Origin of the sequence: Larkinella rosea, from assembly GCF_003858635.1 — a bacterium.
Lineage (GTDB): Bacteria > Bacteroidota > Bacteroidia > Cytophagales > Spirosomataceae > Larkinella > Larkinella rosea.
In genome coordinates, this window is record NZ_RQJO01000008.1 from 221,724 (window position 1) to 248,576 (window position 26,853).

The 26,853-nt window shown below is 51.1% G+C and carries 25 protein-coding genes; 12 read left to right on the forward strand and 13 right to left on the reverse strand.

Annotated features, from left to right (window positions below):
- The first annotated feature begins 4 nt into the window (after positions 1-4).
- Positions 5-790, forward strand: coding sequence for an SDR family NAD(P)-dependent oxidoreductase (locus EHT25_RS09755; protein ID WP_124873911.1), 786 nt, complete (start codon positions 5-7; stop codon positions 788-790).
- A gap of 80 nt (positions 791-870) precedes the next feature.
- On the opposite strand, the gene EHT25_RS09760 is transcribed toward EHT25_RS09755, so the two are convergent.
- Together EHT25_RS09760 and EHT25_RS09765 are read right to left on the reverse strand one after the other, a co-directional pair.
- Positions 871-2,061, reverse strand: coding sequence for an acyltransferase family protein (locus EHT25_RS09760; protein ID WP_374756156.1), 1,191 nt, complete (start codon positions 2,059-2,061; stop codon positions 871-873).
- Positions 2,062-2,169: 108 nt separating this feature from the next.
- A complete protein-coding gene (locus EHT25_RS09765; RefSeq protein ID WP_124873913.1) occupies positions 2,170-3,024 on the reverse strand; it encodes an Fpg/Nei family DNA glycosylase in 855 nt (284 codons plus the stop codon).
- Positions 3,025-3,318: 294 nt separating this feature from the next.
- On the opposite strand from EHT25_RS09765, the gene EHT25_RS09770 reads away from it, so the two are divergent.
- Positions 3,319-4,257 (forward strand): DUF8428 domain-containing protein, encoded by a 939-nt coding sequence (locus EHT25_RS09770; RefSeq protein WP_124873915.1) that lies wholly within the window; start codon positions 3,319-3,321, stop codon positions 4,255-4,257.
- 75 nt (positions 4,258-4,332) lie between these two features.
- Here the strand turns inward: EHT25_RS09770 and EHT25_RS09775 are convergent, their stop codons facing one another.
- Together EHT25_RS09775 and EHT25_RS09780 are read right to left on the reverse strand one after the other, a co-directional pair.
- Positions 4,333-4,689 carry a LytTR family transcriptional regulator DNA-binding domain-containing protein gene (locus EHT25_RS09775; RefSeq protein WP_124873917.1) on the reverse strand — a complete coding sequence of 119 codons (357 nt, stop codon included), beginning with the start codon at positions 4,687-4,689 and terminating at the stop codon, positions 4,333-4,335.
- An 85-nt stretch (positions 4,690-4,774) separates the two neighbouring features.
- Positions 4,775-5,152, reverse strand: a complete 378-nt coding sequence (locus EHT25_RS09780; RefSeq protein WP_124873919.1) for a LytR/AlgR family response regulator transcription factor — start codon at positions 5,150-5,152, stop codon at positions 4,775-4,777.
- A gap of 210 nt (positions 5,153-5,362) precedes the next feature.
- Here EHT25_RS09780 and EHT25_RS09785 point away from each other — a divergent pair, with 210 nt between their 5' ends.
- Together EHT25_RS09785 and EHT25_RS09790 are read left to right on the forward strand one after the other, a co-directional pair.
- Positions 5,363-6,145 (forward strand): LytR/AlgR family response regulator transcription factor, encoded by a 783-nt coding sequence (locus EHT25_RS09785; RefSeq protein ID WP_124873921.1) that lies wholly within the window; start codon positions 5,363-5,365, stop codon positions 6,143-6,145.
- A gap of 38 nt (positions 6,146-6,183) precedes the next feature.
- The gene (locus EHT25_RS09790) at positions 6,184-8,040 is read left to right on the forward strand and encodes a tetratricopeptide repeat-containing sensor histidine kinase (protein WP_124873923.1); all 1,857 of its coding nucleotides are present in this window, start codon (positions 6,184-6,186) and stop codon (positions 8,038-8,040) included.
- 25 nt (positions 8,041-8,065) lie between these two features.
- On the opposite strand, the gene EHT25_RS09795 is transcribed toward EHT25_RS09790, so the two are convergent.
- From EHT25_RS09795 to EHT25_RS09835, 9 genes are all read right to left on the reverse strand, one after another.
- The gene (locus tag EHT25_RS09795) at positions 8,066-8,962 is read right to left on the reverse strand and encodes a DUF3078 domain-containing protein (protein ID WP_124873925.1); all 897 of its coding nucleotides are present in this window, start codon (positions 8,960-8,962) and stop codon (positions 8,066-8,068) included.
- Between the two features lie 37 nt (positions 8,963-8,999).
- The gene (locus tag EHT25_RS09800) at positions 9,000-9,827 is read right to left on the reverse strand and encodes a mechanosensitive ion channel family protein (RefSeq protein WP_124873927.1); all 828 of its coding nucleotides are present in this window, start codon (positions 9,825-9,827) and stop codon (positions 9,000-9,002) included.
- Between the two features lie 16 nt (positions 9,828-9,843).
- Positions 9,844-10,044, reverse strand: a complete 201-nt coding sequence (locus tag EHT25_RS09805) for a hypothetical protein (protein WP_124873929.1) — start codon at positions 10,042-10,044, stop codon at positions 9,844-9,846.
- A 28-nt stretch (positions 10,045-10,072) separates the two neighbouring features.
- Positions 10,073-10,684 (reverse strand): RNA polymerase sigma factor, encoded by a 612-nt coding sequence (locus EHT25_RS09810; protein ID WP_124873931.1) that lies wholly within the window; start codon positions 10,682-10,684, stop codon positions 10,073-10,075.
- Between the two features lie 200 nt (positions 10,685-10,884).
- Positions 10,885-11,718: a translation elongation factor Ts gene (gene tsf, locus EHT25_RS09815; protein ID WP_124873933.1), complete on the reverse strand. Its 834-nt coding sequence runs from the start codon at positions 11,716-11,718 to the stop codon at positions 10,885-10,887.
- 158 nt (positions 11,719-11,876) lie between these two features.
- On the reverse strand, positions 11,877-12,719 hold the full coding sequence (gene rpsB, locus EHT25_RS09820; RefSeq protein ID WP_124873935.1) for a 30S ribosomal protein S2: 843 nt from the start codon (positions 12,717-12,719) through the stop codon (positions 11,877-11,879).
- A 174-nt stretch (positions 12,720-12,893) separates the two neighbouring features.
- Positions 12,894-13,280 carry a 30S ribosomal protein S9 gene (gene rpsI, locus EHT25_RS09825; RefSeq protein ID WP_124873937.1) on the reverse strand — a complete coding sequence of 129 codons (387 nt, stop codon included), beginning with the start codon at positions 13,278-13,280 and terminating at the stop codon, positions 12,894-12,896.
- Between the two features lie 84 nt (positions 13,281-13,364).
- Complete coding sequence (gene rplM, locus EHT25_RS09830) at positions 13,365-13,814, reverse strand: 50S ribosomal protein L13 (RefSeq protein ID WP_124873939.1); 450 nt, start codon at positions 13,812-13,814, stop codon at positions 13,365-13,367.
- Positions 13,815-14,025: 211 nt separating this feature from the next.
- Positions 14,026-14,874, reverse strand: a complete 849-nt coding sequence (locus EHT25_RS09835; protein ID WP_124873941.1) for an SDR family oxidoreductase — start codon at positions 14,872-14,874, stop codon at positions 14,026-14,028.
- 58 nt (positions 14,875-14,932) lie between these two features.
- On the opposite strand from EHT25_RS09835, the gene EHT25_RS09840 reads away from it, so the two are divergent.
- The 8 genes from EHT25_RS09840 (at position 14,933) to EHT25_RS09875 (ending at position 26,740) form a co-directional block, all read left to right on the forward strand.
- Positions 14,933-15,205 carry a hypothetical protein gene (locus tag EHT25_RS09840; protein WP_124873943.1) on the forward strand — a complete coding sequence of 91 codons (273 nt, stop codon included), beginning with the start codon at positions 14,933-14,935 and terminating at the stop codon, positions 15,203-15,205.
- 72 nt (positions 15,206-15,277) lie between these two features.
- Complete coding sequence (locus EHT25_RS09845; RefSeq protein WP_124873945.1) at positions 15,278-15,487, forward strand: hypothetical protein; 210 nt, start codon at positions 15,278-15,280, stop codon at positions 15,485-15,487.
- A 147-nt stretch (positions 15,488-15,634) separates the two neighbouring features.
- Complete coding sequence (locus tag EHT25_RS09850; protein WP_124873947.1) at positions 15,635-16,324, forward strand: RNA polymerase sigma-70 factor; 690 nt, start codon at positions 15,635-15,637, stop codon at positions 16,322-16,324.
- Positions 16,325-16,395: 71 nt separating this feature from the next.
- Positions 16,396-17,397, forward strand: a complete 1,002-nt coding sequence (locus EHT25_RS09855; RefSeq protein ID WP_124873949.1) for a FecR family protein — start codon at positions 16,396-16,398, stop codon at positions 17,395-17,397.
- A 75-nt stretch (positions 17,398-17,472) separates the two neighbouring features.
- Complete coding sequence (locus tag EHT25_RS09860) at positions 17,473-20,928, forward strand: SusC/RagA family TonB-linked outer membrane protein (RefSeq protein ID WP_229311490.1); 3,456 nt, start codon at positions 17,473-17,475, stop codon at positions 20,926-20,928.
- Between the two features lie 18 nt (positions 20,929-20,946).
- The gene (locus EHT25_RS09865; RefSeq protein WP_124873953.1) at positions 20,947-22,452 is read left to right on the forward strand and encodes a RagB/SusD family nutrient uptake outer membrane protein; all 1,506 of its coding nucleotides are present in this window, start codon (positions 20,947-20,949) and stop codon (positions 22,450-22,452) included.
- A gap of 168 nt (positions 22,453-22,620) precedes the next feature.
- Positions 22,621-23,514 (forward strand): ThuA domain-containing protein, encoded by an 894-nt coding sequence (locus EHT25_RS09870; protein WP_124873955.1) that lies wholly within the window; start codon positions 22,621-22,623, stop codon positions 23,512-23,514.
- Between the two features lie 58 nt (positions 23,515-23,572).
- A complete protein-coding gene (locus EHT25_RS09875; protein ID WP_124876070.1) occupies positions 23,573-26,740 on the forward strand; it encodes a PVC-type heme-binding CxxCH protein in 3,168 nt (1,055 codons plus the stop codon).
- Positions 26,741-26,853 lie beyond the last annotated feature (113 nt).

Consider the following 26,853-nt stretch of genomic DNA (forward strand, 5'->3'; position numbering starts at 1 on the left):
AATTATGCCTTCTGCTTTGATAACGGGTGCTGCCAAAGGCATCGGACGCGCTATTGCCGGTGAGCTGGCCCAACGCAAATACGATCTGTTTCTGATCGACATCGACGAATACGAACTCCTTCGGACGGCCCGCCGTCTGGAGGAACAATACGGTATTTTTACGTACACGCTGACGCTCGATTTGTCGCAACCGGAGGTAGCGCAGACGATTCAATCGTGGTATGAACAGTTTCGGAAGGACTTGACGGTGGTGGTCAACAACGCCGGTTTTGGTCTGAACGGTTCGTTCGAGCAGATTCCGATTGCCGAACAGCTGGAATTGATTAATGTCAATATCAAGGCACTGGTCGAAATTTCGTACGCGTTTATTCCGATTCTGAAACAGCAGTCGAAGGCGTATTTACTGAACGTGGGCAGTACCACGGCTTACCAGACTGTTCCGTATGTGTCGATTTACGCAGCTTCGAAAGCGTTTGTGGTTTCTTTCACGCGCGGACTGCGCCACGAACTCCGAAATTCCAATCTGTCCGTCAGTTGCCTGAGCCCGGGAAGCACCGATACCGACTTTGTGAATCGCGCCCGCATGGGGGAGTCGATCAGGAAAACCGCAGCGAAGGTCAACATGAGTCCGGAAGCCGTCGCTAAAATTGCCGTAAAGGGGGTATTTCGGGGTGATTCGGAAATCATTCCCGGTTTTATCAACCAGGTGGGCGCTTTTCTCCCGCGGGTAATCCCCAAAGCGTTTATCGAAAAAGTAGTCGGCGATATTTACGAGCCGAAGGATAATTAGTTTACGGTTTTCGGTAGCTGACGCGTTAGTCTTCTTGCGCTAGCCACCGAAAACGGAAAACCGACTACCATAAACCGATCTTATACCCGAATAAAAATTTTCTTCTTATACATCCAGTATAGAATCAGCCAGAAAATCAGCAGGGCAGCCCCTCCGCTGGCGAGGGGTTCATACGGCCCGAATTGTTCGAACACGTGTTGCCCCAAAATCGTCTTGAGGAAGTTGATGATGAAATGGTCGATCAGGTGAACCAGGCAGTAAATAGCAATGGAATTCATTCCGATGACTACGAACGGAAACGCCCAGCCGCGCCATTGCCGCACATCTATTATATAGTAGAAGAACGATAACAGGAAAAAACACCAGCCACCGCTGAACAATACCCAGCCGGGTGTCCAGATTCGCTTGATCGACGGACTGATGCCGGTGATCGTTAACAGCCAGCCCGCAGCCAGCCCGATTGCCCCAGCAATCAAAAACCGCTTCAGGAGTTCGGTATATGGCAAACCCGCCCGCAACCAGCGCCCGGCCTGCAGGCCCAGCACCATCGTTCCCAACGTTGGAATAAAACTCAGGGTTGCATAGCCTCCACCGTTGAAAAGGAACGTTTTGGCGCGTGGAAACAGATTCAGAAACCAGGTGTCGAACGCCCAGGCCAGGTTGCTGTTTTTATTGAAATGAGCCGCAATACCGGTTTTGTGATACGGCCAGTCGGCCGGAACGCCCACCGCTTCGTACGAAAAACCGGGGCCGGGGAGCGGATAGAGCACAAAGGCGAGCCAGTAGCCGACCAGAATGGCTCCCAGCGCGATCCAAACCGTTCGGGTGGGGCGAAAGCCCAGTAAAAACAGAAAGGGATATCCGAGCCCGATTTGCGTCAGCGTGTCTTCAAAGGTGAAATTGATTTGTTCACGGCCCACCGACCGCAGGAAAATACCAAGTAGAATCAGGATCAGCGAGCGCCGGAGTGTTTTGGCGAACAACTGGCTAAACGATTTTTCTTTGGCCTGTTGGCTGGCAATGGAATAGGGGAGTGCAACGCCAACCAGAAACGAAAACGACGGTTGAATCAAATCGTGGAGCGTACAGCCAAACCATTCGACGTGGCTCTGATGATGGTCCATAAAGCGCCAGAATGCGCTTTCGGGCAGCGCTTCCGAGATTCGGCCGTAGTGAAGGATTTCGGCGGCCATTAAAAACATAACAAAGCCGCGGTACGCGTCCATCGACATCAGTCGACCGGCACGAAATTCAGGTAGTACGGTAGCCAAGGTGGTTCAGGATTAGGAAACCGCAAGAAAAGCAATTTTTCTGACGTACCCACGGACTTTAGTCCGTGTTTTTTAATGAAATACGGAGACGTTACCAAAAAACAAGGACTAAACGGGAGTGCCTGCCGGTCCGTGGATACGTTGATCGTTCGGGCAGAAATACGTTGTTCGGCCGCCGACCTCGATTTTCTCGATCCGGGTTCCGCAGCGGGGGCAGAATTTGTGCGCTTCCACGTCGTCGTATGGCGAATTGTCCCACTCCCGGACATGGATCAGGAAACCGGGTGGAAAATCACGGTAGGCGGCTTCGTGGCGGATGGCGGTGGTCAACACCAGTTGGATGGCTTCGTGAATTCGGCGAATCGCTGCGTCGGTCAGTTGTTCGGTGCGGTTTTCGGGATGAATTTGAGCCTGAAAAAGTACTTCATCGACAATCCAGTTGCCCAAACCGGCCACGGTGCTCTGGTCCATCAAAACCGGTTTTATTTGGGCTTTTTTACGCCGGAGTTGGCCCGTTAGCTCAGAAAAACTAATCTCCAGCCCGTCTTTGCCAATCTTTTTTCGTTTTAAATAAGTATCTATGTTATCGATTAAGCCAATTCGCTCGAATTTTCGCGGGCAGATGAAACCCAAATTGAAGCCGTTTCGGAAGTGAAAAACGATGCGGGCATACCTGGGCCGATCGAGTGATGAATGGTAATAGTCCAGATCGCCCGTCATGCCAAAATGCATGTGGAGAATAACCGGTTTGATTGATTCGCCCGGCCCGTCGGTCAGCACGAAGAGGTTTTTGCCAATCCGTTGCGTACCGGTAAACCAGCGACCGACGAGGGTTTCGTGGAGTGTAGTAAAATCGGTTGTCAGTAGTTTCGGATCCTCTACTTCGATGGCGTCGATGGGTTGCTCCAGGGAGGAAGCTTCGAGATAACGGCGGTAAATTTCGACTTCGGGTAATTCGGGCATAAGTTGGGAATTAGGGACTTTTTACAGGTATTTTAGTATTTTATATAACATTTTTTGCCCAAAACTGGTTATAAATAATGGAGCAGGCGGCAACCCAGGTGGCAGAATTCTAAAAGTCGGGTTTTTGTAAAAATTATTTTCCGATACACTAACCTCATAGAACCTCCCGTTATGGTTACAATATATTCGGTTTAATTTGTCTTTTTTTAACCCTAACATGATTGAATGACAATAATTTACTTGTTTATTTCTAGTTAATTCTGTCTAATTCATTTCAAACCGCACAAAGTAGTTATGGAAAACAATAAGCCAAAAGCAAACGGAGCGCTCGTCGCAGCCTTAGTTATTATGACCATTCTGGCCGGTGTGTCCAGTTATCTGTTATACGAACAGAAAGAAGTGGGTAAAAATCAGGAAGCAACGATTGCCACCCGCGTAGAGGAGTTAGCAACTACCCGAACCCGATTGGATTCGATCTCAACGGCTCTGGACGCTAAAATTGCTGAAGTAAAAAAACTGGGTGGTGATATCACTGATTTAGAGCGTGTGAAAGCAGACCTGGAGCGTGACAAAGCAAGTCTCCGGAAAGGGCAACGCATTTCAATCGCGAAGTATGAAGCTAAAATCAAGCAATACGAAGCTTATCTGGTCGAAAAAGATACCCTGATTGCACAGTTGAAAAACGAAAATCAGGTGTTGGTTACGAACAACCAGTCGCTGACAGACGCTAACACGACGCTGCAAACCGAAAAGCAATCTCTGCAGGATTCGGTTTCCACTATTTCAACCGTCAATAAAGATTTGTCGGACAAAGTAACTCGGGCAGCCGCGCTGAAAGCTCAGAATGTTCGTGTATTTGCGCTGAACGCGAAAGGCAAACAACGTGATGCTACGGAAGATGAAGTAAAAGCAAAACGGGTTGATAAACTGAAAGTGGTTTACATGCTGCCCGAAAACCCGCTAACGAAGCAGGAAGAAAAAGAAGTATTTGTCCGGGTGCTTGACCCGTCGGGTGCTGTTGTTTCCGACATGGCCAATGGCTCAGGTACGTTCCAGGTTAATGGGCAGGAGCAGATCTATACCGTGAAGCAAACCGTTCCGTTTACGAACAACAACCAGAACGTTGAACTAACCTATAACCGGGGTACGGTTCCCTACAAAGCGGGTAAATACACGATTGAGTTTTACTCGGAAGGCTTCCGGATCGGCGAAGGTTCGTTTGCCATCAAGTAAGACACTGGAAACACACCATAAAAAAGGCGCGATACCCAACGGTATCGCGCCTTTTTTATGCTATAAATGGCTTGGTTAGGAAATCAATGATTTTTGTACGCGATTCCATTTCTGGAGAATCGTCTTCGTTTTCTGACGACTAACGGCCAGTACACGACCGGAAATCAGTTCGACCAGCGGCAGTGGAAAGTGGGGTATTTCGGCCGGATAAAACCGGTAGATGATGGCTGGATTGATCAGATAGCTTTCGTTGATGCGCCAGAAATGAGGCAATTGTTTTTCCCAGGTATTCAGCGACTCCGTAACGGGGACGCACTGAAGGGAATCGTTATCAAAACTAATAACCCACGTCTGCGATCTTTCACAATGAAGGTAAAATATACTTTGCAGGTCAATGGATTCGTTACAGATAGGTTTCTTACGAGTTAACATGGGATACGATTCTGACAGAGAAATAGTTACATCCTGCGCATTAACCTTCGGATAAGAAAAGGCCTAATGTCCGTTTATTCACGTTTCATGCATTACTTAATAACTCTGAAATTTCCTCCCAGCGACGTCGGGAGACCGGCACTACGGTTCCGTTGGTCAAATGAATGGCGCCCAGACCGGTTTTTAAGCGTTCCAATCGGTCGACATACTGGCAGTTTACGATGCTGTTACGGTGTACCCGGATGAAGTCGTCGGCGGGCAGTTTGATGGCCAGTTGCTTCAGTGTTTTGGGCATGATAATGGACGGGCGATTGCGCCAATGTAACCAGGTATAGTTACCGTCTCCCTGCAAACAGACTAAGTCCGAAGTTTGAAATACGTGCTGCCGGGAACCCCGGAAATACAGTTGCAGTGCTGAATCAGAGGCTGTTGACCCCGTTGATGTGGAAGTAGGAATTAACATACACTCAATTTCTGGGTAAGGGATACAAATACAGGCACTTATTGAATAATTGTATAAATATGCCTCATTTACAAAAAAGATATTATGAAATGGTTACTAACGACCGATCTTGGTATTCGAACGACGGTTTTTGGTAAGGGAATAAAAAGAATATGTATACCTTTTTATATTAGTTATTAACTGGTAATTTACCAATCTGTTAGTAATGGTATGGAAAGGGATCAAATCCACATTTTAGTCATTGAAGACGAGGCTGTTCTCGCCATGGATTTGTCCGATACCCTCGAAGACGAAGGCTATTATGTCGTCGGTATTGCCGGTAGTGGGCGCAAAGCATTGGAATTATTCAAAACCCAGCGCGTTGATCTGGTGGTGTGCGATATTCAGTTGAAAGGCGACTGGGACGGTATCGAAACGATTGGGCAGATTCAGGCAATCCGTCCTGTTCCGGTTATTTATACCACTGCTTTGTCTGATAAAGCCACGCTCGATCGCGCCAAACAAACCCTTCCGGCGGCTTATTTAACCAAGCCGATCATCATCAGCAATCTTCGGATTGCGATGGAATTAGCGCTCCATAATTTTAGTCATAAGACTGATCCGGTGCCTCCTGAGGAACCCGCCGACATTAACAGTATTCTGGAAAAAGATGCTCCTTCGCGGGAAACCATCCTGCGCATCGACAATCTTATTTTTATAAAACACAACTATCAGTTTGTTAAAATTTTGCTGGAAGACATCCTGATTCTGGAAGCTGACGGTGCTTACACGACGATCGTTACCAATGACCGGAAATACGCGATCCGGTTAACAATCAGCACATTGCTGGAACGTTTAAGTGAAATGCAACTGACCCGGGTACACCGGTCTTTTGCGGTTCATATCAAAAAAGTGGAAGGATTTACCGACCGTGAGATAACGGTGGGCAAGCATGTTGTTCCGCTGGGCCGACAATACAAGCACGCGTTTATTCAACAATTTCAGATCTGGTAACCAAACCGGTTTTGGCGCCTGGCGTTATTTTGCGATTCATGAAATGGCTTTTTCTTCTCTGGGCAAGTTTCCTTGTACGGCAATCTACCTACGCCCAACTGACCGCACTCACCGCTTTTGACAGCCTGAAGGCACAGCTGGCTCATAAACCAGACACAATCCGAATTGCTGAATACCAGGATTTTGCCGACGAAATGACGCGCAGAGGCCGGGTTGGCGATTCACAACAGGCATTGAATGAGGCCCTTTCCATTGCCGAAAATGCAAAAAATGAGAAATACATTAGCCGGGTGTACATCACGTTCGGGCGCCTTGAAATTGACCAGGGTAATTTTGCGCAGGCACTGAATTACTTTCAAAAAGCGCTCGATTACCTCAAGGGCATTCCTGCCGTGAAGCAGCGGGTTAACATCATGAGTCGAATCGGACAGACTTATTTTTTGGTCAATGACTTGAAACAGGCAGAATATTATTACGGTTTGGCGCTTAAAATGGCCGAGCAAAATAAGCTGGACGTTTTGAAAGCCGACGTCTATTCCGAACTCGCCAATCTGGAAGACTCCCGCCATAATTCAGATAAAGCGCTGGATTACAATAAAAAAGCGGTTGAGATTTACAAAGCCAACGGGGAAGATTACATGTGGATTTATTTCAATCGGGCCATTGAGTTCAAAAATGCCGGGTTATATAAAGAGTCGGAGAAGATTTACCGCGAATGCCTTGAGTACGCCGAAAAAAATAAGGACGAATACCTGAAAGGGTACGTTTACGTAAATCTTCCCAATACGCTCATCTTCCTCGATCGCCTGGATGAGGCTGAGGATTATGCCAAATTAGCCCTGAAATGGGCTGAAACCGGTCCGGAGCAGCATAAAATCAAAGAAGAAATCTTTGACATTTTAACCCGTATCTACGAAAAACGGGGAAAATACGATCAGGCGCTGGCGTATTCCCGCCGGAAAGCCGTATACCACGACAGCACCCTAAATGCTGAAAAAAACCGCCAGTTGATCATGGCCGAAAGCCGTTATCAGGCGCGGGAAAAAGAGAATCAAATCCGGAAGCTCGACGAAGAAAATAGCCGGAAAGCGCAGCAATTGGCCTGGCTAAGTGGAGGTCTGACAATTGTGGTGGCTCTTTTGGGAATTTTGCTCTGGCAATACCGCACCATCCAAAAGACAAACGGTCGGCTGACGAAGAGTAATCGCGTGATATCGGAAAGCAACGAGAAAATTACCGAACAATCCAGGCAGTTGAAAAACCTGTTGCGGGAGTTAAATCACCGCGTCAAAAACAATCTGGCCATCGTATCCAGTCTGCTGCGGTTGCAGTCGAAACGGCTCGAAGACGAAAGCGCCGTGCAGGCCGTTCGGGCCGGGCAGCAGCGCGTCGAAGCGATGGCGCTGATTCACCAGCGGCTTTATATGACCGACAATGTGTCGTCTATCAACATCCGCGAATACATCACGGATCTTTTCAACGGTCTGCTAATTGCCTATGGGTACGATAAAAATTCGTTTGATCGGGAATTGCTCATCGAGCAGGAGGAACTCGATGTCGATTTATCGATTTTACTGGGACTTATTCTAAATGAAATTCTGACCAATGCCTTCAAATATGCCTACGAAAACGTTTCGCGGCCCTTTCTCCGCATTCGGCTGTCGGCCGATTATACCGAAGACCCGAACGTGGTCCGTCCTAGACTGACGCTTGAAGTACAGGATAACGGCTCCGGCATCGATCTACAGCGGTGGGAGCGACCCAATAATTCGTTCGGGCAGCGGCTGATCAAGTCACTCAGCGAACAGACGGGCGGCCAGCTGGAAGTCAGCAACAGAAACGGCACCTGCTATCGACTCGTCATCCCGCCTTTGTACCTTTCGGAAGCTGCCTGACCGGGCAAAACCGGGCGATTTTCGCTTAGAATGAATACAGGAAACCGATTGCCAGCCCCTGGCTGTACTGAATTGCGTTGTCCTGATCTTTATCGTAAAGCAAAATGCCGGTTAAATTGACATTGACGTACTTGTTGATTTTGGCGGTCAACGACACATCGAGCCGGTGGTCGATAGCGTTCAGGGTGGCGTAGTTGGCAAAAAGCTGGTAACGCGCTTTGAGGTTCAGATTTTCGGCGATGTTCTTGTCCAAATTGGCGATGAGCTGGAAAGCAAATTCATTCCGTACGGTTTTACCGGGCTCTACCCCATAGCGCGTCGGTTCGCCGATCGAAATCGAGTCGTCGGTTACGAACGTTTGCCGAATTGTCCCCAGGCCAAATTGCAGGTTAAAATATGTTGTCGGTTTGTATTCCAGACCTACCGACTCGGTCAGGTAAGCGGGTGCGAAAAAGTTAGAAATCAACACGGATCGTTCTCCTCCGCTGGTCAGGGTCTCATACCGGTAGCCGGTTGCAAACTGCGACTGAAAGTTGAGGTTCCCAAAAGCAAGCCAAACCGGGTTTAAGCGATGCCCCACCTTGGTGTCCAGAAAAATCCGGTCGACACTTTTGCGAGCGCCCTGCCCCTGATTTTTCAGCATTCCATACTGCAACTGTATTTCGCTGGTCCAGTTAAAACGTCGCTGCATGTAGTCCGACTTGGCGTTCAAAAAAGCACCCAGCGCAACGGAGTTAACCCCACCGCCTTTCCAGTTGCTGCTAAACGAACCCTGGTTGAGGTTAATACCAAACTGAGCTGTGCGTTTCCAGTAAACTGTATCGAGTGGGACAACCTTAATGGAGTCGAGCCGGGTTGGTTTTTGGGCCATTGACAAAATACTCCCGCAAATGAAAAACAGGATAAACGCCGATTTTTTCATGAAGTGCATCGATTTGAAACGGAACAATGCGATAAAATTAGTCAAATACCTCGACGTTGTGCGACTGGAGGTTTTGAAGTGGAATGATCGTAACGGTGTCGCCGGTCTGGAGCGTCACGGAGGTGTTATCGATTCGGATGATGGTGCCTTTGGTTTCACCAACCCGAATGATTTGGCCTTCGTAAAACCGGTTTTTGCTGTAGAAGGAAGACAGGATATTCGCCATGACATCGCGGGAAGCAAAACCATAGCCGATGGCAAAGGCAAAGATAACGCCCCCGATCAGCAGATTAAAGCTCGATTCCAGTAATTCCGTATTGATGCCGGCCTGGCCGAGTGCACTGATGAGGGTAATGATCAGGAAGAAAAAAAACACAATCATACCGAGTAATTTCCCGGAAGCGATATTGAACGACTGGCAAAGCGTGATGACGGCTCCTTTCAGCGCATCCGCGATCAGCACACCGACTTGCAGCATAATGGCTGCTGCAATCAGTCGGGGAATGAAGTCCACCAGCGATTTGACCATTTCCGTGATGGCCGAAACGCCCAGTGTTTCGGTAGCGGCCATCAGAAAAACCAGCAGGACGAAATAATACAGGATTTTCGCAACGATGTCGCTGAGTTTGATCTCGGTTTTAAGCCGTTTAATGAAATCGATCTCCGTCAGCCGATCGCCGATCCGGTTCAGACCGACGCGTTCCAGCACTTTCGACACCAGTACCGCCAGCCCTTTGGCCACCGCGAATCCAACCGCAATGATAAATGCCGCTCCAATAATGCGGGGGACAAAATCGATAAACTGGTTAATAAGTGAGGTAAATGTATTGATCAAAATATCGATGAAAGCGGGAATCCGATTCATGGCAAGGTCTACGGGGTTACGAATGGGATGATCTACTGGGCAGATTAATAATGGAAAGCAGCGCAGACGCTACACTGAACAAATCATCGACGTAAACCTCCACAACAGAAAGCGAATTACGGATCAGATCAATTTCAGAAATAAGTTCTTCCTTTACGTTGGGCGGACAGGCGTCCGGAAGTTCAATTTCTTTAAACGCTTTATAAATGGATTCCATCAGATTATGAGCAGATAGAGGATCAGCTTTATTTATCAACTCTCGTCCAGGCAATGAATTTGGCGAGCAGCAGAGCCAGGAAGATCAGCGTTTCGAGGTAGCGTTTCTTTAGTTTTTCCTTCGCCCGTTTCAGTCGCATCTTCACGGCGCTTTCGCTCAGGTTATGCGTATCGGCAATTTCTTTGATGCTGATTTCGTCCTGGTATTTCATCAGCAGCAGGCTTTGTTCTTCAATCGTCAGGTTGCTCAGGGCCGACTTCAGCCGGTGGGCTTCCATTTCCATCAGATCTTCATCGTGGCTATCGTCGGGCACATCCAGTTCCTCATCGACCGGCACTTCGGCTTTTTTCCGGTTCGTCCGCATCTGGTCTGTGCAATAATTGTAGGTAATCGAAAATAGCCAGGTCGAAAACCGGGATTGCTCTTTAAAGCTGCTCAGGCGCATGATCAGCCGCAGAAAAATGTCGTGCGTGAAATCTTCGGCCTTGACCGGATCCTTGGTGAACATCAAACATTTTCGGTACACTTTATCGCTGTAACGACTATACAGAAGTTCAAAGTAGCGGTTACTTTGGTTATCGACATAAAGACGCACTAACTCTTCGTCTGACATCCGCTTTACTTCCAACGATGCAATCATTCTATAAGACGCTTAAAAATGATAAAGTCACGTGTTTCGACTTTTTTGTGATAAAAAGCACGCGTTTTGTTACTCAATACTAGTGTATTTATATTGGATGTACAAATAAAAATAAAAAACCGTATATATCATACAAAAGGCCCAGTCTAAATAGACCGGGCCTTTTGTATTCCTAAAATATAAAACAGAAAAGCTACGACTTACCCAATCGCTACGCGTTTGAACGCCGAGATGGTTAAGCCTTTGCTGGTTTTTTCCAGTAATTGCGCAATGGTAACGGAGGAATCTTTCACGAATTCCTGATTCAACAGCGTATTGTCTTTGTAGAATTTCTGCAGTTTACCCATCGCAATTTTTTCCAGCATGGCTTCCGGTTTTCCTTCAGCCCGCGCCTGATCTTTTCCGATTTCAATTTCGCGTTCAACGATGGTTGAATCAACGCCATCTTTGTCGATCGCAACTGGTTTCATGGCGGCAATCTGCATGGCGATGTCTTTGCCCACTTCCGCGACGTCCGTCGTACCTGCGTTGTTCAAACCAACCAACACGCCCAATTTGCCATTGGAGTGGTTATAAGCCACAACCTGCTCGGCCGTAACTACTTCGTAAGCCGTTACGTCCAGTTTTTCGCCGAGTTTCCCGATCAGGTCGGTGATGTGCTCCTGCAACGAACGACCGTCGCCCTGCGGCAACGCCAGCAATTCGTCTTTGGTGGCCGGTTTGGCAGCCACGGCGTTATCCAGCAGTGCCATCGCCAGATTCTGGAAATCAGCTACTTTTGATACGGGCTCGGTTTCGCAAGCGAATCCAACCACACGACCGGTTTTGCCATCCGGGCTCACGTGCGTCAGAACGATTCCTTCGGAAGTTGTATTATCAGCCCGTTTGTTGGCAATTTTCTGACCTTGCTTCCGCAGGATGTCTTTTGCTTTTTCAAAATCGCCATCGGCTTCAGTAAGCGCTTTTTTACAGTCCATCATACCGGCGCCAGTTTCCTGCCGGAGTCTGTTAACGTCTTGTGCGGTAATAGCCATTGTTTGTGTTAATTGTCGGTTATCAAATTCGTTCTAATGAATTACGGAGGTGTCAGTTGTGGTTTTTGATACTGACAGCCTGAAACGGAATAGCCCATAGCGAGGCTACGGGCTATCCGAAAGTATTAGCTTGGCAACCACGTTGCTCCTAGATAGTCTTAATCCTCCTGGTCTTCGGTGTCTTCAGCGACAATGGGGCTGGTTTCAGCTTCCGCTTCCACCGCGGTTTCGCCTTCTGCTTTCGCCGTTTTTACATCCTCAGCGCGTTTTACTTCTTCTTCATCCTGCAAACGCTGATCATCTTTGTCCTGCTTCCGCTCCAGAAGTCCTTCTTCAATGGCCTTTCCAATAGCCAGCGTAATCAAACGGATCGACTTGTAGGCGTCATCGTTTGCCGGGATCGGAAAATCAACATCGGAGGGGTTTGAGTTGGTATCGCACATAGCGAAAACCGGAATACCCAGGCGTTTGGCTTCAGCGACAGCAATGTGCTCGCGCTTTACATCCACAATAAACAAAGCAGCTGGTAAACGGGTCAGATCGGCAATACCGCCCAGTACGCGCTCCAGTTTCTCTTTCTCACGGAATACCGTCAACCGCTCGCGTTTGGCGAGACTTTTATAGGTTGCTTCGTCCTTCATCATTTTCTCGATGCCCTGCATCTTCTTCAATGACTTCCGGATCGTAGCAAAGTTGGTCAGCATTCCACCCAGCCAACGGTCGGTCACGAACGGCATTTTCAACCGGCGTGCTTCTTCCGTGACAATTTCCTGTGCCTGTTTCTTGGTTGCAACAAACATCACCTTACGGCCTGAACGAACGATACCTTTCATCGCAGCCGCTGCTTCGTCGATCGAAGCCAGCGTCTTGTTCAGGTCAATAATATGGATACCGTTTTTCTCCATGAAGATATACGGTGCCATACGGGGATCCCATTTCCGGGTAAGGTGGCCAAAATGCACACCTGCATCCAGAAGATCTTTGTACTCTACTTGTGCCATTTTAATGTAAGAAATGAAAAATGAATACTAAAAATACGCAGCACCACACATCGGCATCAGGCAAGTGCGGTCTGGACAATTGAACCGTTTAAGGTCTGAAATTGAACGGTCGACGAAAACCGTACTGGAAGTACGCTCGTTGAACGGTAAACGCTGAAACGGTAATGATAAAAATTAACGTTTCGAGAACTGGAACCGGCGACGAGCTTTGGCGCGACCGTATTTTTTCCGTTCAACCATGCGGGAATCACGAGTCAGGAAGCCTTCTTTTTTCAAAGCCGGACGAAACTCGGGGTTCAGTTCACACAGCGCACGGGCAATTCCCATCCGGGTTGCTTCGGCCTGACCGGAAATGCCACCACCGCTAACGTTTACTTTTACATCGTAACCTTCCGGCGCATTGATCGTTGCCAGCGGCTGCTTCAGAACGATTTGCAGTACTTCCGTAGGGAAATAATTTTTGTAATCTCGGCCGTTAATAACAATGTTGCCCGTACCTATCGAAAGATACACGCGCGACACGGCTGTTTTCCGGCGACCTAATGCGTTGATTCGTTCCATTTTTTAAGATATGAGACAAAAGACAAGAGAGAAGAGACGAACGGTATTCTTTTATCTCTTGTCTACTGTCTATTCTCTAGGTTATTAATAGTCCAGTTTTACTTCTTTGGGTTGCTGCGACGCGTGCGGGTGTTTGTCACCGGCGTAAACGTACAGATTGGTGAATAACCGGCTGCCCAGGCGGTTTTTCGGTAACATACCCTTGATGGCGTGTTCCAGAATGAAAGCCGGGTTTTTCGACATCATTTCGCGGGGCGTCCGGAAACGCTGTCCACCGGGATAGCCCGTGTGACGGACATAAACCTTATCGGTCATTTTTTTACCGGTAAGTTTGATTTTTTCGGCATTGATGATGATGACATTGTCACCGCAATCAACGTTGGGGGTAAAACTGGCTTTGTTCTTGCCACGGATGATTTTTGCCGCCTGACTAGCCAGCCGACCTAATACCTGGTTTTCCGCGTCAATGACCACCCAGTCCTTCTGCACCGTCGCTTTGTTGGCCGAAATGGTCTTGTAGCTTAACGTATCCACTTGTTTATGGGAGATTATATATTGATAGACAATTACTTGCGCTATACATGAAAAGCCCCGTTCAAAAACGGGAGTGCAAATATAGAGTCTATATTTCTGAAATACAACAGAATATTAAGAAAAAGGAGGGAGCGGTGTCGGGCCGACGAATTCGGGCGTGGGGTTGGAAAAAGGAACCGGGCCGGAAAAGGGTATCCCGGCCCGGACGAAATCAGGAAATAGGGGGAAAATCGGGTTGGTAATAAAACGACAGCGGGTTTTCGTACTGAAAGGAGTAGGCAATGGTTCCCATCAGTTTGGCCGGGCTGATGATTTTAAAAGGAGCGGGTTCGGATGGTTCGGCAAAGGTTGGCGTTTCGTAACCAAAGTCGGCGCAATTCTGCCGGTAAACCGCTTCCCGGGTCGGGTGTTCGGGCGATACGACATTGAACGTTTGCCCCGGTTGCGGTTTTTCGATCAATGCCCGGATAACGCCAACGCCGTCGTCGCGGTGAATGTAATTGACGGGAACGGCCCCCGTGGTCAGCCCCTGTTTTCCGGCGACGTAGCGACCCGGAATCCGGTTGTAGCCCAGCAAACCCCCGAACCGCAAAACCGTCGAATTGCCCAATGCCAGAATGATCTGTTCAGCTTCGACAAACGCCGGTGACGCAGATTGGTCGGGTGTCACGACCTCGTCTTCAATGATTTCACGGTTCAAATCCGGGTAAATGGACGTCGAACTTACATATACTATATAGGGTATTTTTGCCCCGGTTTTCTGCAACCCGTCGGCCACCGCCTGAATCTGCCGGGGATGAAAATGGTCGCCCTCTTTTCCGGCTTTGGGTGGAATGTCGATAATCAGCACATCGGTATCCAGAAAATCGGCTAAATCGTCGCCTTCCGGCTCCGGACTGAAGCGTAATTGGTACGGTTTCAGACCTCTTTTCCAGAAACCCGGTAGCTTTTCGGGAGAGGTTGTACTGCCTTTTACGAGGTAACCGTCGTCCAGCAATTTCTCCGCCAGTGGGAAACCCAGCCAGCCACATCCTAAAATACTGATGGTTTTAACGCTCATATTGTGCCGGTTTTAGCGGATAACCAGAGGTCCTGAAAGTAAGATTACACCAGCGAACGTGATTGCCTCGCTGACTTTGGCCGCCAAAAATAGCTTTTCCGGCGGAGAATATCATTTCCTGAACCCTCCTTTACATGTCGCCTTATACAATTCCGGCACTGGACCGGACGCTACTTTTGAGCGATCGACCAGACGTCTGTACAACAATGAAAAAAGCGGGGTTCTGTTTTTCCTCACACTACTCAGTGCTTTTGTTGCCGACGAGCCAGTGAGCAAACTTACGGGTGCCGATCGCCAGGCACGTTACAAATTTGGCCATATGTCTGCCTGAAAAAACGCGACTCGGTTACGGTGATCAAGGTTTTCGTGATGGGTACTGGTTTTCGGGCTGGTATGCCGATAAATGGCGTGGCAGAAAAGCGTTCGACGGCGTGGCGGAACGTATGAATTGAAAAACGGGAAGCCCCACGAGAAAATAGACTATCATTCCTGGGATTCGACGGCGGTTGGAAAAGTCCTGGCGATGGGCTGTACGGCTTCACGGACGCAACCTACAACGTTTCGTCTCAAATTTTTTAAAGATGGAATTTCCCCGGTGCGCTACCTGCCCTGAAAATCAATCCATTGTCTGATAATTCAGTGCCTTTTTTTAACTTTTTTCAGATTTTTTTAAATTCAACTAAGGTGAATTTTGCGAAAAGTTGTCTTTATGGATATAAGATTGACTTTTTAAGGGAGTAGGTAGGTTTTAGCCCGGACTATGCAAATTCGCCAACAAATCGATTTCCCGAGTCAACCCCCGGAGGGGCAGCCCCGCCCGTTGGCGTCTTCCAGCCTGGACGACGAACTTCAGCCCGAAACCCCGGCCTTCAACGATGGCGAGCTGTTCATCCGCCGGGCTTTCGACGAAAGTCCCCGGAAAGGTTGTGAGCTGCTGTTTCGGCGGTACCACCAGGCCTTGTGCAGTCACGCCGTCCGGTTTGTCTATTTAAAAGAAACCGCCGAAGACCTGGTGAGCGACGTTTTCTGTAAATTCTGGAAGACGAAGGCCTACGCGACCATCACCTCGTCGTACCGCTACTACCTCTTCCGTAGCGTTCGGAACGAAGCCTACAATTACCTCCGGCTGGAATTTCAAAAACTGGACGGTATCGAGACCGCCGAAATTCGGGAGGGCGCGCTCAGCCAGCGGCCGGATCAGGTACTGCAATTTGAAGAGGTGGTGCATAAAGTGGAAGATCTGGTCGAATCGCTGCCCCCGCAATGCCGGAAAGTGTTTTTCATGAGCCGGTTTGAAGGGAAAAAATACCAGGACATTGCCACGGAACTGGGGCTTTCCGTCAAAACCGTTGAAGTCCACATCGTGAAAGCCCTCAGCATTGTCCGAAAAGGGATGAAAGATTACTGGCTGATGCTCGTCTCCGTGATCGGACATTCGCTTTTCCTCTGATTTCGCGGGCGGCAACTCCGGCCGAAAACCGCTCGTTTGACCCTTCCTTCGAACAAATAGTATGATGAAATATGGAATCTGAAGTCAACAAAAATTTGATATTTAGCTACTTCAACCGATCGGCTTCTCCGCTCCAGCGGGAGTTTATCGGGCAATGGTTGCGGGATAAAAAAAACGAGGAACTGTATTACGAATGGCTGGAAGAATGGGAAAACAGCCATCCACAATACTTGGCATCTACCGAAACCGCCCAAGAGCGATACATGGCTTTTATGGCCGAAAACCCCCATTCGGAGGAGGTTCCGGAAGTTACCCCCGCCCCCCTGAATCCGCAGCGCCCCCCCTGGACCCGCTGGCTGGTAGCCGCTTCGCTGTTCTTTTTGCTGGGGCTGGGTGCGCTGGTGTTTCGGCACGAACTTCAGTATAAGACCTACGAAACCGGTTTTGGCGAAACGCAATCTTTCCGGTTGTCCGACGGCAGTGCGGTGATGCTAAACGCCAATTCGGCACTGAAAGTACCCCGCTGGGGATTCGGAAGCCGGACGCGCCACGTGCTGCTCACGGGGGAAGCCAATTTTTCGGTGACGCATACCGCCAACCACACCCGGTTTGTAGTCAAAACCGCCAACCATTGCCAAGTAGTCGTACTCGGCACCGAGTTTACGGTTTTTGCCCGCAAACGCGGAGCCCGAGTCGTTCTCAACAAAGGCCAGGTGCGGTTTCAATACCAGTCCGGCACAACCTACAAACAGCTGACGATGAAACCCGGTGAACTGATCACGCTCGATCCGCAAAATAACGTCGCGCTGAAGAAGGTCCGTTCGTTGCCGCTGCACCCGACCTGGAGCGAAAAGCGGTTTGTGTTTGAAGAAACCCCGTTGCGGGAAGTGGCTTTTCTGCTCGAAGAAAATTACGGTTTACAGGTAAAAATCAAAGGCCCCGATCTGGCTGACCGGGTGCTCATGGGCTCCTTTCGGGCTGATAACGTGGATCAGCTGCTGCAATCGATCTCTGAACTGCTGGACATCAACGTGGTTCGGCAAGGCAACCACGTTCAATTGACCAGTCATTAACGCAAACCATCTCAACCAGTTAACCCCTATCCAGGTATGATTCATTCGCTACGAAGAGTCTCGAAAACGGGACTTTTGCTTACCCTACTGTTGTCGGAATACCCGCCGGTCTGGGCGCAGTCCGACCTGCTGGCCCGCCATGTGCAGCAGCGAAACACGAAGCTCGCTACCGGAGCGGTTCGCCAGCTAAAAGACGTTCTGGCCGACTTCAAATCCCGGTATAAGGTCGATATCCTCTTTGAACTTCGGGCGGTGGAAGGCTTTTCCGTGATGCCGGAAACCCTCAAACCGGAGGCTGGTCTGGAAGCCAACCTGACCAGCGTGTTGCGGCCGCTGGGATTTCGGTATAAAAAAGTAAACCGCAGTTCGTACCTGGTTCTGGGCGATCGGAAATCCAGAAAAACCGCTGAACTGGAAATTCCGCTGGTCGAAATTGAACCGGTACAGCAGGCGCAGGCCGTGTTGCCGGAAAAGGCTCCAACCGTCCTGGCGTCCTCGGCTAGTCCGGCGGAAGTGGTTGCCGTCGACCGGACGATCAGCGGTTCGGTAAAAAGCGAAACCGGCGAGGCCCTGCCCGGCGTCAGTGTGGTAGTTAAAAACACCACGCGCGGCACCTCAACCGACGGCGACGGCAATTACAAACTGAATGTGCCCGACGAAGCAACGACCCTGGTTTTTTCCTTCGTTGGGTACGTGAATCAGGAAATCGTCATTGGCAACCGTTCTACCGTTGACGTGCAGCTCGCGCCCGATCAGAAAACCCTGAACGAGGTCGTGGTGGTAGGCTACGGAGTTCAACGCAAATCGGATTTGACGGGCGCCGTCGGAACCGTCAAGGCGGAGGTGTTGCAGGAACGTCCGGCGGCTTCGCTCAACCAGGGGCTGGCGGGCCGGATTACGGGAGTCAACGTGTCGGTCAATTCCGGTCGTCCGGGTGGTCGCGCCAACATCCGCATTCGGGGAAACACGTCGGTGAGCGTGGCCAATAACCCGCTGTACGTCATCGACGGTGTAATTCTGAACGCAACCGGTTTGACCAACGGGAGCACGCCCATCGACTTCATCAATCCGAACGATATCGCGAGTATCGAAGTCCTGAAAGATGCGTCGGCCACGGCCATTTACGGCGCGCGGGGTGCGAACGGCGTGATCATGGTAACGACCAAACGGGGCAGCCAAACCGGTGGCCGGGTGACGTACGACACGGATTTCAGCATCGGCGTGCTGCCCAAAAAGCTCGAATTGCTGAACTCGAAGGAGTTTTTACAGGTCGAAGACATCGCATATGTCAACGCGCAGAAGTACGATCCGGTGGGCTGGGCCGGGGGCAAATACAAAGACCCCAAAACCAAACGCACAAACCCCTTGCTTTTCGATTCCAGTGGCAATCCGCTGTACAACACCGACTGGCAGGACGAAGCGTTCCAGAAGGCATTCACCCAAAACCACCAACTGTCGTTTGCGGGTGGTAACGGCAAGGACAGCTACGGCGTTTACCTGGGGTATCGCAACGAAAACGGGCTGGTGAAAGAATCGTGGCTGAAGCGGTATGCGGGGCGGTTTGTGTTTGACAGTCAGATCAAAAGCTGGCTGAAAGTGGGCGGGAGCCTGAGCTACAACGACCAGAACGAAAACCAGATCGACCCACTGGGTGGTGGCGGCATCATTGCCATGCGGCAGGTGCTGGAAGCGCTGCCGATCATTCCGGTGAAATACCCCGACGGCCGCTGGGGCGGCAATGAAGACTATCCGGGCATGGAAGGGGGCGGCAACCCGATCAACATTCTGAAAGAACGGTTATTCTACATCAAAACCCAGACGATGCTGGGCAACGTATATGCCAACCTGAATCTGGCCAAAGGGCTGGAATTACGGACGACGGTCGGGACCAACATCATCAACCAGCGGATTGATCTGTACAGCGGCCGGACGTTGAATTACATCTCCCGGAATCAGGGCGGTATCGCCAGCGTGACCAACGAACGGCACAATTCCTGGCAGTTTGAAAACTACCTGACCTACAACCGGCGGTTTGCCGAAAAGCATGCGTTCACCGGTTTGTTGGGCCTTTCCTGGCAACACGTCGACCGGTTTACGGCGGTAGCGGCCACGCAGAACTTTCAGGATGACTACTTTTTGTTCAACAACCTCGGCGCGGGTTCCAACCCCCAGGCACCCAGTTCGTCGGCGGTGGCTTACGGTCTGAATTCGTACTTTGGCCGGGTTAATTACAGCCTGAAAGACAAGTACTTACTAACGCTGACCGGTCGGGTCGATGGTTCGTCCAAATTCGGTTCCGAAAACCGCTACGCCTTTTTCCCCTCGGCGGCTCTGGCTTGGCGGCTCACCGAAGAAGAATTCCTGAAAAGCATTCCGGCTATATCCAACCTCAAACTCCGGACCAGCTACGGCGTTACGGGGAACTCCGAAATCACGGCCTATCAGGCACTCGCCGGGATGGGCAATTACTCGGTTATTTTCGGCGGAACCCGCGCCATCGGCATCGGAACGGGGCGGCTGGCGAACCCGGATTTGCGCTGGGAAAAAACGCACCAGATCGACGCCGGGCTTGAACTGGGCCTGCTCCAGAACCGGATTTCGGTGGAAGTCGATGTGTACCGGAAATTAACGACGGATATGTTGCTGAGCGCACCGGTTCCCTACAGCAGCGGTTACGAGACGGTTTCCAAGAACGTGGGCAGCATGGAAAACCGGGGAATCGAGCTGGCGGTGAACAGCGTCAACGTCAACGCGAACGGTTTTTCCTGGAGCACGACTTTCAACGTGTCGTTCAATAAAAACAAGGTGATTGCACTCACCGGCGGCTCCGATATTTTTGTCGGTTCCACCGTTGTGCGGGAAGGCGAACCGGTTGGCTCGTTCTTCGGCTTCGTGCACCAGGGCACGTGGAGTACCTCCGAAGAATCGGAAGCGGCCAAATACCTGAAACGACCGGGTGACGTCAAATACCAGGATGTTAATCAGGACGGTGTGATCAACGACAAAGACCGCGTGATCATCGGTCTCGGGATTCCGAAAACGTTCGGAACGTTTCTGAACACCTTCAAATACAGGAACTTCGATCTGACGGTCGATCTGCAATTCATGACCGGCAATGATGTGTTGTACCGGAGCGAACACTCGGCGGAAGACCGCCAGGGCATTGCCAACAGCTTCAAAACCGTGCTGAATGCCTGGACGCCGGAAAACCAGAATACGCCCATTGCCCAGTTGCGACCGGTTTCTGCCGGGTACAACACCAACGAGGATACGCACCGCGTGAAAGATGGTTCGTTCCTGCGGGGCCGGAACCTGCTGCTGGCCTACACCTTTTCGCCCACGACCGTCGAAAAGCTAAAACTGAACCGCCTGCGGGCCTATGCCTCCGTGCAGAACTTCTTTTTAAGTACCAAATATCCGGGCTACGATCCGGAAGTATCGACGACCGGAAATGCCTTCGATCAGGGCGTCGCGCTGTACGATTATCCGAAACCGCGGGTATTTATGGTCGGTCTGAATATTGGTCTCTAACCCCCAAACTGCATCACGATGAAACGAACGATAAAAACCGCCAGCCACTGGCTGCTCTGTGCCGCCCTGGTGTTGAGCGGAGCGGGTTGCTCCGACTTTCTGGACGAGGCCGATCAATCCAATTTTACGGTTGAAAATTACTTCACCAAACCCGAACACGCCACCAGTGCCGTCAATTCGATTTACGAAAACCTGAAAACCACCACCGGGGGCGGTTTTAACGGGGCGCCGTGGATGATGCTCGAATTTGCGACCGGACTGGCCAATACCGAACTCGGACAGGCCGTCAACAGCATTTTTGTGCGCAACCTGGTCAACACCTCCGACAACGAATATGGCCGGGTGTACTGGGTGGCCAGCTACAAGGGAATCGGTAACGCCAACCTCGCCATTGCCAAAATACCGGCCATTGCGATGGACGAAGCAACCAAGAAGAAGGCGCTGGGCGAAGCCCGGTTTTTACGCGCCTGGTACTATTTTAATTTGGTCCGGATTTTTGGCAAAGTCCCCATCATCACCGATCCGGTGGGGTTAACGTCCGAAAATCTCTATCCTGAACAGGCCACGGAAGAGGCCGTTTACAAAGTAATTGTCGATGATCTGGTGGAGGCTGAAGCCTCGGGCCTGCCGTACCTCGACAAATCGGGCCGGGTGTCGCTGGGGGCGGTGAAGTCGCTGCTAGCGAGTGTTTACCTGACAATGGCCGGTTTTCCGCTGCAAAAAGGAGCGGAGTATTTCAAGAAAGCCGCCGATAAAGCCAACGAGGTGATTACGTCCAACCAGTACAGCCTGTTTACTTCGTACGACGATCTGCACGATCCGGCCAAAAAGAATATCGGCGAGAATATTTTTATGGTGCAGTTTGCGGCCAATATTCAGCCATCCGGCTGGCAGACGTCGATCATTCCGTATAATCAGGGCATTTCGGCGTATTCGGATGAAACCGGGGCGGTTTTTGCCAACAAGGAGTTTGTGGAATCATACGAAAAAGGCGACAAACGGGCCGAAGAAAAGCAGTTTTATTACCGGACTTACACGCTGAGTGACAACCGGACCAAAACCGTGGATCTCGGCGGTTATTACATTTACAAACATTTCGATACGGCCGCCCACCTGACCACCACCAGCAGCGATCTGAACTGGCCGCTGCTGCGCTACGCCGAGGTGTTGCTGACCTACGCCGAAGCCGCCAACGAAGCCTCGGGGCCCACGGCGGATGCGCTGGAAGCCGTCAATAAAATCCGGCGCCGGGCGAATCTGCCCAACCTCACCGGCCTGACCAAAGAGCAGTTGCGTGAAGCCGTCTGGCGGGAACGCTGGTTTGAACTGAGCTTCGAAAACAAAACCTGGTTCGACATGGCGCGGCTGCGCAAAGCGTTCAACGTTTCGACCAGAACGTTTGAAAATTATGTTGGCCATAAGTTTTCGTACGGACCGGTTTTGAAAGAACGCGAACTGCTTTTCCCGATTCCAACGGCCGAAATTCGGAATAATAACAAGCTGAAACAAAATACCGGTTATTAACGAACCGTTTTCTGGAAAGGTTGCCCGGGCTTCTGTATCGCATCATTCATCCCTGAGCGATGCAGAAGCCCGGTTTGCTGCGCGAAAACCGGTTAAAATTTAAATTAATAGGTATATTCGGCGCTTGATCGACTTATCATAAAGAGTTTTCCCAAAACCGTACTTTGCATGAAAATCAAACGCAGTGCTTTTTTGCAACAGACCTCCGGCTTGCTGGGACTCGCCGGCCTGCTGAGTCTGGCCGAAAACGAAGCCCTCGCCAACCGCCCGAAATCTGCCGGAAAACCGCATGTGGTTTTTGTGACGGGCGACCATGAATACAGTGGCGAATTGACCCTGCCGCTGATTGCCGCCGAACTGGAAAAGAATTACGGTATGCGGACCACCGTGCTGAAATCCGTGCCCGATTACAACGGCGAAAAAGACATTCCCGGCCTGGAAGCCCTGCGCGACGCCGATCTGGCGGTTTTTTACCTGCGCTGGCGGCTGCTTCCGCAGGAACAACTGGACTACATCGACGCTTACCTCAAATCCGGCAAACCGGTCGTCGGTTTCCGCACCACCACCCACGCCTTCAACTACCCGGAAGGTGACCCCCGGATACGCTGGAATTCCTTCGGTGAATTTGCGTTCGGCAGTCCGCCGGGCTGGGGCGGAGCGGCCAAACACACGCACTACGGCCATAAGAGTACGACCGATGTCACGATTATTCCGGAAGAAGCCAAAAATCCGATTCTGACGGGTGTTGCGCCTTCGTTTCACGTTTCGTCCTGGCTGTACCGCGTCAAACCCGATTACCCGGCCAAAGGTGCCACGCTCCTGCTGACGGGCAAATCCGTTAATCCCGACAAAGCCGACATCGAAAATCCGGTGGCCTGGACCTGGAAAAACCAGTGGGGCGGCCGCGCTTTCATGACGACGATGGGCCACCCGGAAGATTTTCAGGTCGAATCGTTCCAGCACCTGGTCATCAACGGCATCCACTGGGCGCTGGGCAAACCGGTTCCGAAAAAATGGAAGGGCAAAATTGACATCAACGTTCCGTACGGTCACCCAAAATGAGAGCGGTTTTTGCCCGTCTGCGTGACCAAACTCACATAGCTAAACCCATTGACTAATGATGAATAAATCCCGCATATTCAGCCTCGTCGGCCTGGTGGGCGTGGTTGGATTGGCCTTTGTCGCGTTCACGGCTTTCCAAACCGGTCCACCGACGCTGACCCTCCAGAAAGGTTCGCACATCATGCTGCTCGGCAACAACCTGGGGTCGCGGATGATGAATTACGACAATTTCGAAACTGAGCTGCACGTTCGCTACCCGGAAAATTCGCTGCACATCCGCAACATGTGCGACGGGGGCGACACGCCCGGTTTTCGGCCCCACGCCAGCCGGAATTCGCCCTGGGCATTTCCCGGTGCCGAAAAATTTCAGACCGAATACGCCAATCCCTCCCAGAGCGAAGGCCATTTCGAAACCCCCGATCAGTGGCTGACCCGGCTGAAAACCGACATTATTGTGGCTTTTTTTGGCTACAACGAATCGTTTCAGGGACCGGAAAAGCTGGAAAACTACAAAGCCGAACTGGATGCGTTCATTAAATGGACGCTGAGCCAGAAATACAACGGCAGCTCGGCTCCGCAACTCGCCATTGTATCGCCGATCGCGTTCGAAGATTTATCGGGCAAGATGGATTTGCCGAACGGCAAGAAGGAAAACGAGAATCTGGCCTTGTACACCAAAGCTATGAAGGAGGTTGCCGACAAAAACAAGGTGCTTTTTGTCGATGCCTTCACGCCTTCGCAGCAGTGGTACGCCAGCACGGCGGGCGATCTGACCATCGACGGTTCGCAGTTGAACGAAGAAGGCTACAAAAAGCTGGGTTTGCTGCTGGTTGATCAGATCTTTGGAAAAGCACCGAAAAAAGCCGAAGCCAACCGGGCGCTGATTCACGACGCCGTGATGGAGAAAAACTGGATGTGGCACAACGACTTCAAAATTCCGAACGGTGTGCACGTGTACGGTCGGCGCTACAATCCGTTTGGGCCGGACAACTACCCCGCCGAGATCCAGAAAATCCGCGAAATGACCGACATCCGCGATCAGGCGGTTTGGCTGGCGGCATCGAAAGGGCAGAAAACGGACCTCGCGGCTGCGGACAAAAACACGTCCCCGCTGCCGCCGGTTAAAACTAACTTCAATCCGGAGAAAAACGGGAGTCTGACGTATCTCTACGGAAAGGATGCGCTGGCGAAGCTGAAAGTACCAGCGGGCTACCAGATTGAACTTTTTGCGTCGGAAGAAGAATTTCCGGATCTGGCCAAACCCATGCAGATGTCGTTCGACAACAAAGGACGCCTGTGGGTGGCCTGTATGCCGAGTTATCCGCACTACAAACCGGGCGACACGAAACCGAACGATAAAATCATTATTCTGGAGGATACGAACGGCGACAACAAGGCCGACAAACAGACGGTTTTTGCCGATCACCTGCACCTGCCGCTCGGTTTTGAAATCGCGAAGGAAGGTGTTTACGTGTCGCAGGGAACCAACCTGAAATTGTTCACCGATACAAACGGCGACGAAAAAGCCGACAAAGTGGAAATTCTGCTGAGCGGTTACGACGACCACGACACCCACCACAACAGCCACGCCTTCTGCGTCGATCCTTCGGGAGCTATTTATTCGGGCGAAGGGGTTTTTCTGCATACCAACGTGGAAACATCCTACGGCCCGGTTCGGGCGACGAACGGCGGTTTTTACCGCTACACGCCCCAGCGCCACAAACTGGAGCGAACCGCCCAGCTCTCGATTCCGAATCCCTGGGGGATTGCCTTCGACGACTGGGGACAGCCATTTTTTGCCGAAACGTCCAGCCCGGATGTGCGCTGGATGATGCCGGGATCGGTGCTGCCGCGCTACGGCCAGGCCACCCACAAATCGGTTCAGTTGGTCGAAGAAGCGCACCGGGTTCGTCCGACGTCCGGTCTGGAATTTGTGTCCAGCCGCCATTTCCCCGACGAATTACAGGGCGATTTCCTGATCAACAACACGATCGGTTTTCTGGGCATGAAGGAACACACGCTGGTGGACGACGGAACCGGTTACAAAAGCAAGCACCGCATGGATCTGGTGGTGAGCGAAGACCGCAATTTCCGTCCCGTGGACATGGAATTTGCGCCCGATGGTTCGCTGTACCTGATCGACTGGCACAACATTCTGATCGGCCACATGCAGCACAACGCCCGCGATCCGCTGCGCGACCACTCCCACGGACGGGTTTACCGGATTACGTATCCGTCGCGGCCGCTGGTCAAACCGGCAAAAATCGACGGCGCCACGATCGAAGAACTGCTCGACAACCTGAAACTGCCCGAATACCGCACCCGCTACCGCACCCGGCGCGAACTGCGCGGGCGGGATGTCAATCAGGTCCTGACGAAACTAAACACCTGGGTCGCCAAACTCGACAAAAACGACCCGCGCTACGAACACCACGTGCTGGAAGCGCTGTGGGTAAGCTGGGGCATGAACAAAGTCGATCAGAAACTGCTGCGGCAAATGCTGAATGCCAAGGATTACCACGCCCGGGCCGCGGCCGTTCAGGTGGTGCGCTATACCGGCCATCAGGTGCCCGAGCAGGCGGATTTGCTGATGCAGGCCGTGAAAGACGACAACAGCCGGGTTCGTCTGGACGCGATTGTAGCCGCTTCCTGGATTGGCAAGGAGAAAGGGCTGCCAATCCTGGCCGAAGCCGCCAAAAAACCGCTGGACGACTGGATGGTGCATGCCTATGAAACCGCCGTGGCCCACCTGAAAGGCGAGAACGTCAAACCGCTGAAGGAGAAGGCAACGGTCTCTTCGTTGAAAGGCGCCGAACTGGCGCTCTACAACGCGGGCAAGGAAATTTACGGCAAGGAAGGTTATTGCACGACCTGCCACCAGGCCGACGGCAAAGGGCTGGCGGCTTCCGGTTTTCCGCCCCTGAACGGCACGCCCTGGGTCATCGGGAACGAAGAACGATTGATCAAAATTGCCCTAAAAGGCTTGTTGGGACCCATCGAAGTGGCGGGTAAAAATTACCCCGGTCAGGTGCCGATGACACCCTTTGGAGGTTTGCTGAACGACAACGAACTGGCCGCCGTGCTGACCTACGTGCGGAATTCCTTCGGGAATACTGCGTCAGCCATTTCGCCGGAACAGGTCAAGAAAGTGCGGGCCGCGACCGAAAGCAAGAAGGATTTCTATGCGCCGGATCAGTTGTTGAAAGCACATCCAATGGAAAAATAACGGATTCATGACTTGAGGTAAACAAGTTTTAGTCTGTGCGAGTTTAATTATTCAACGAAATAATATAAATTTTCGCGGACTAAAATTTGTGGGTATGTAGAGAAAATGTTGTA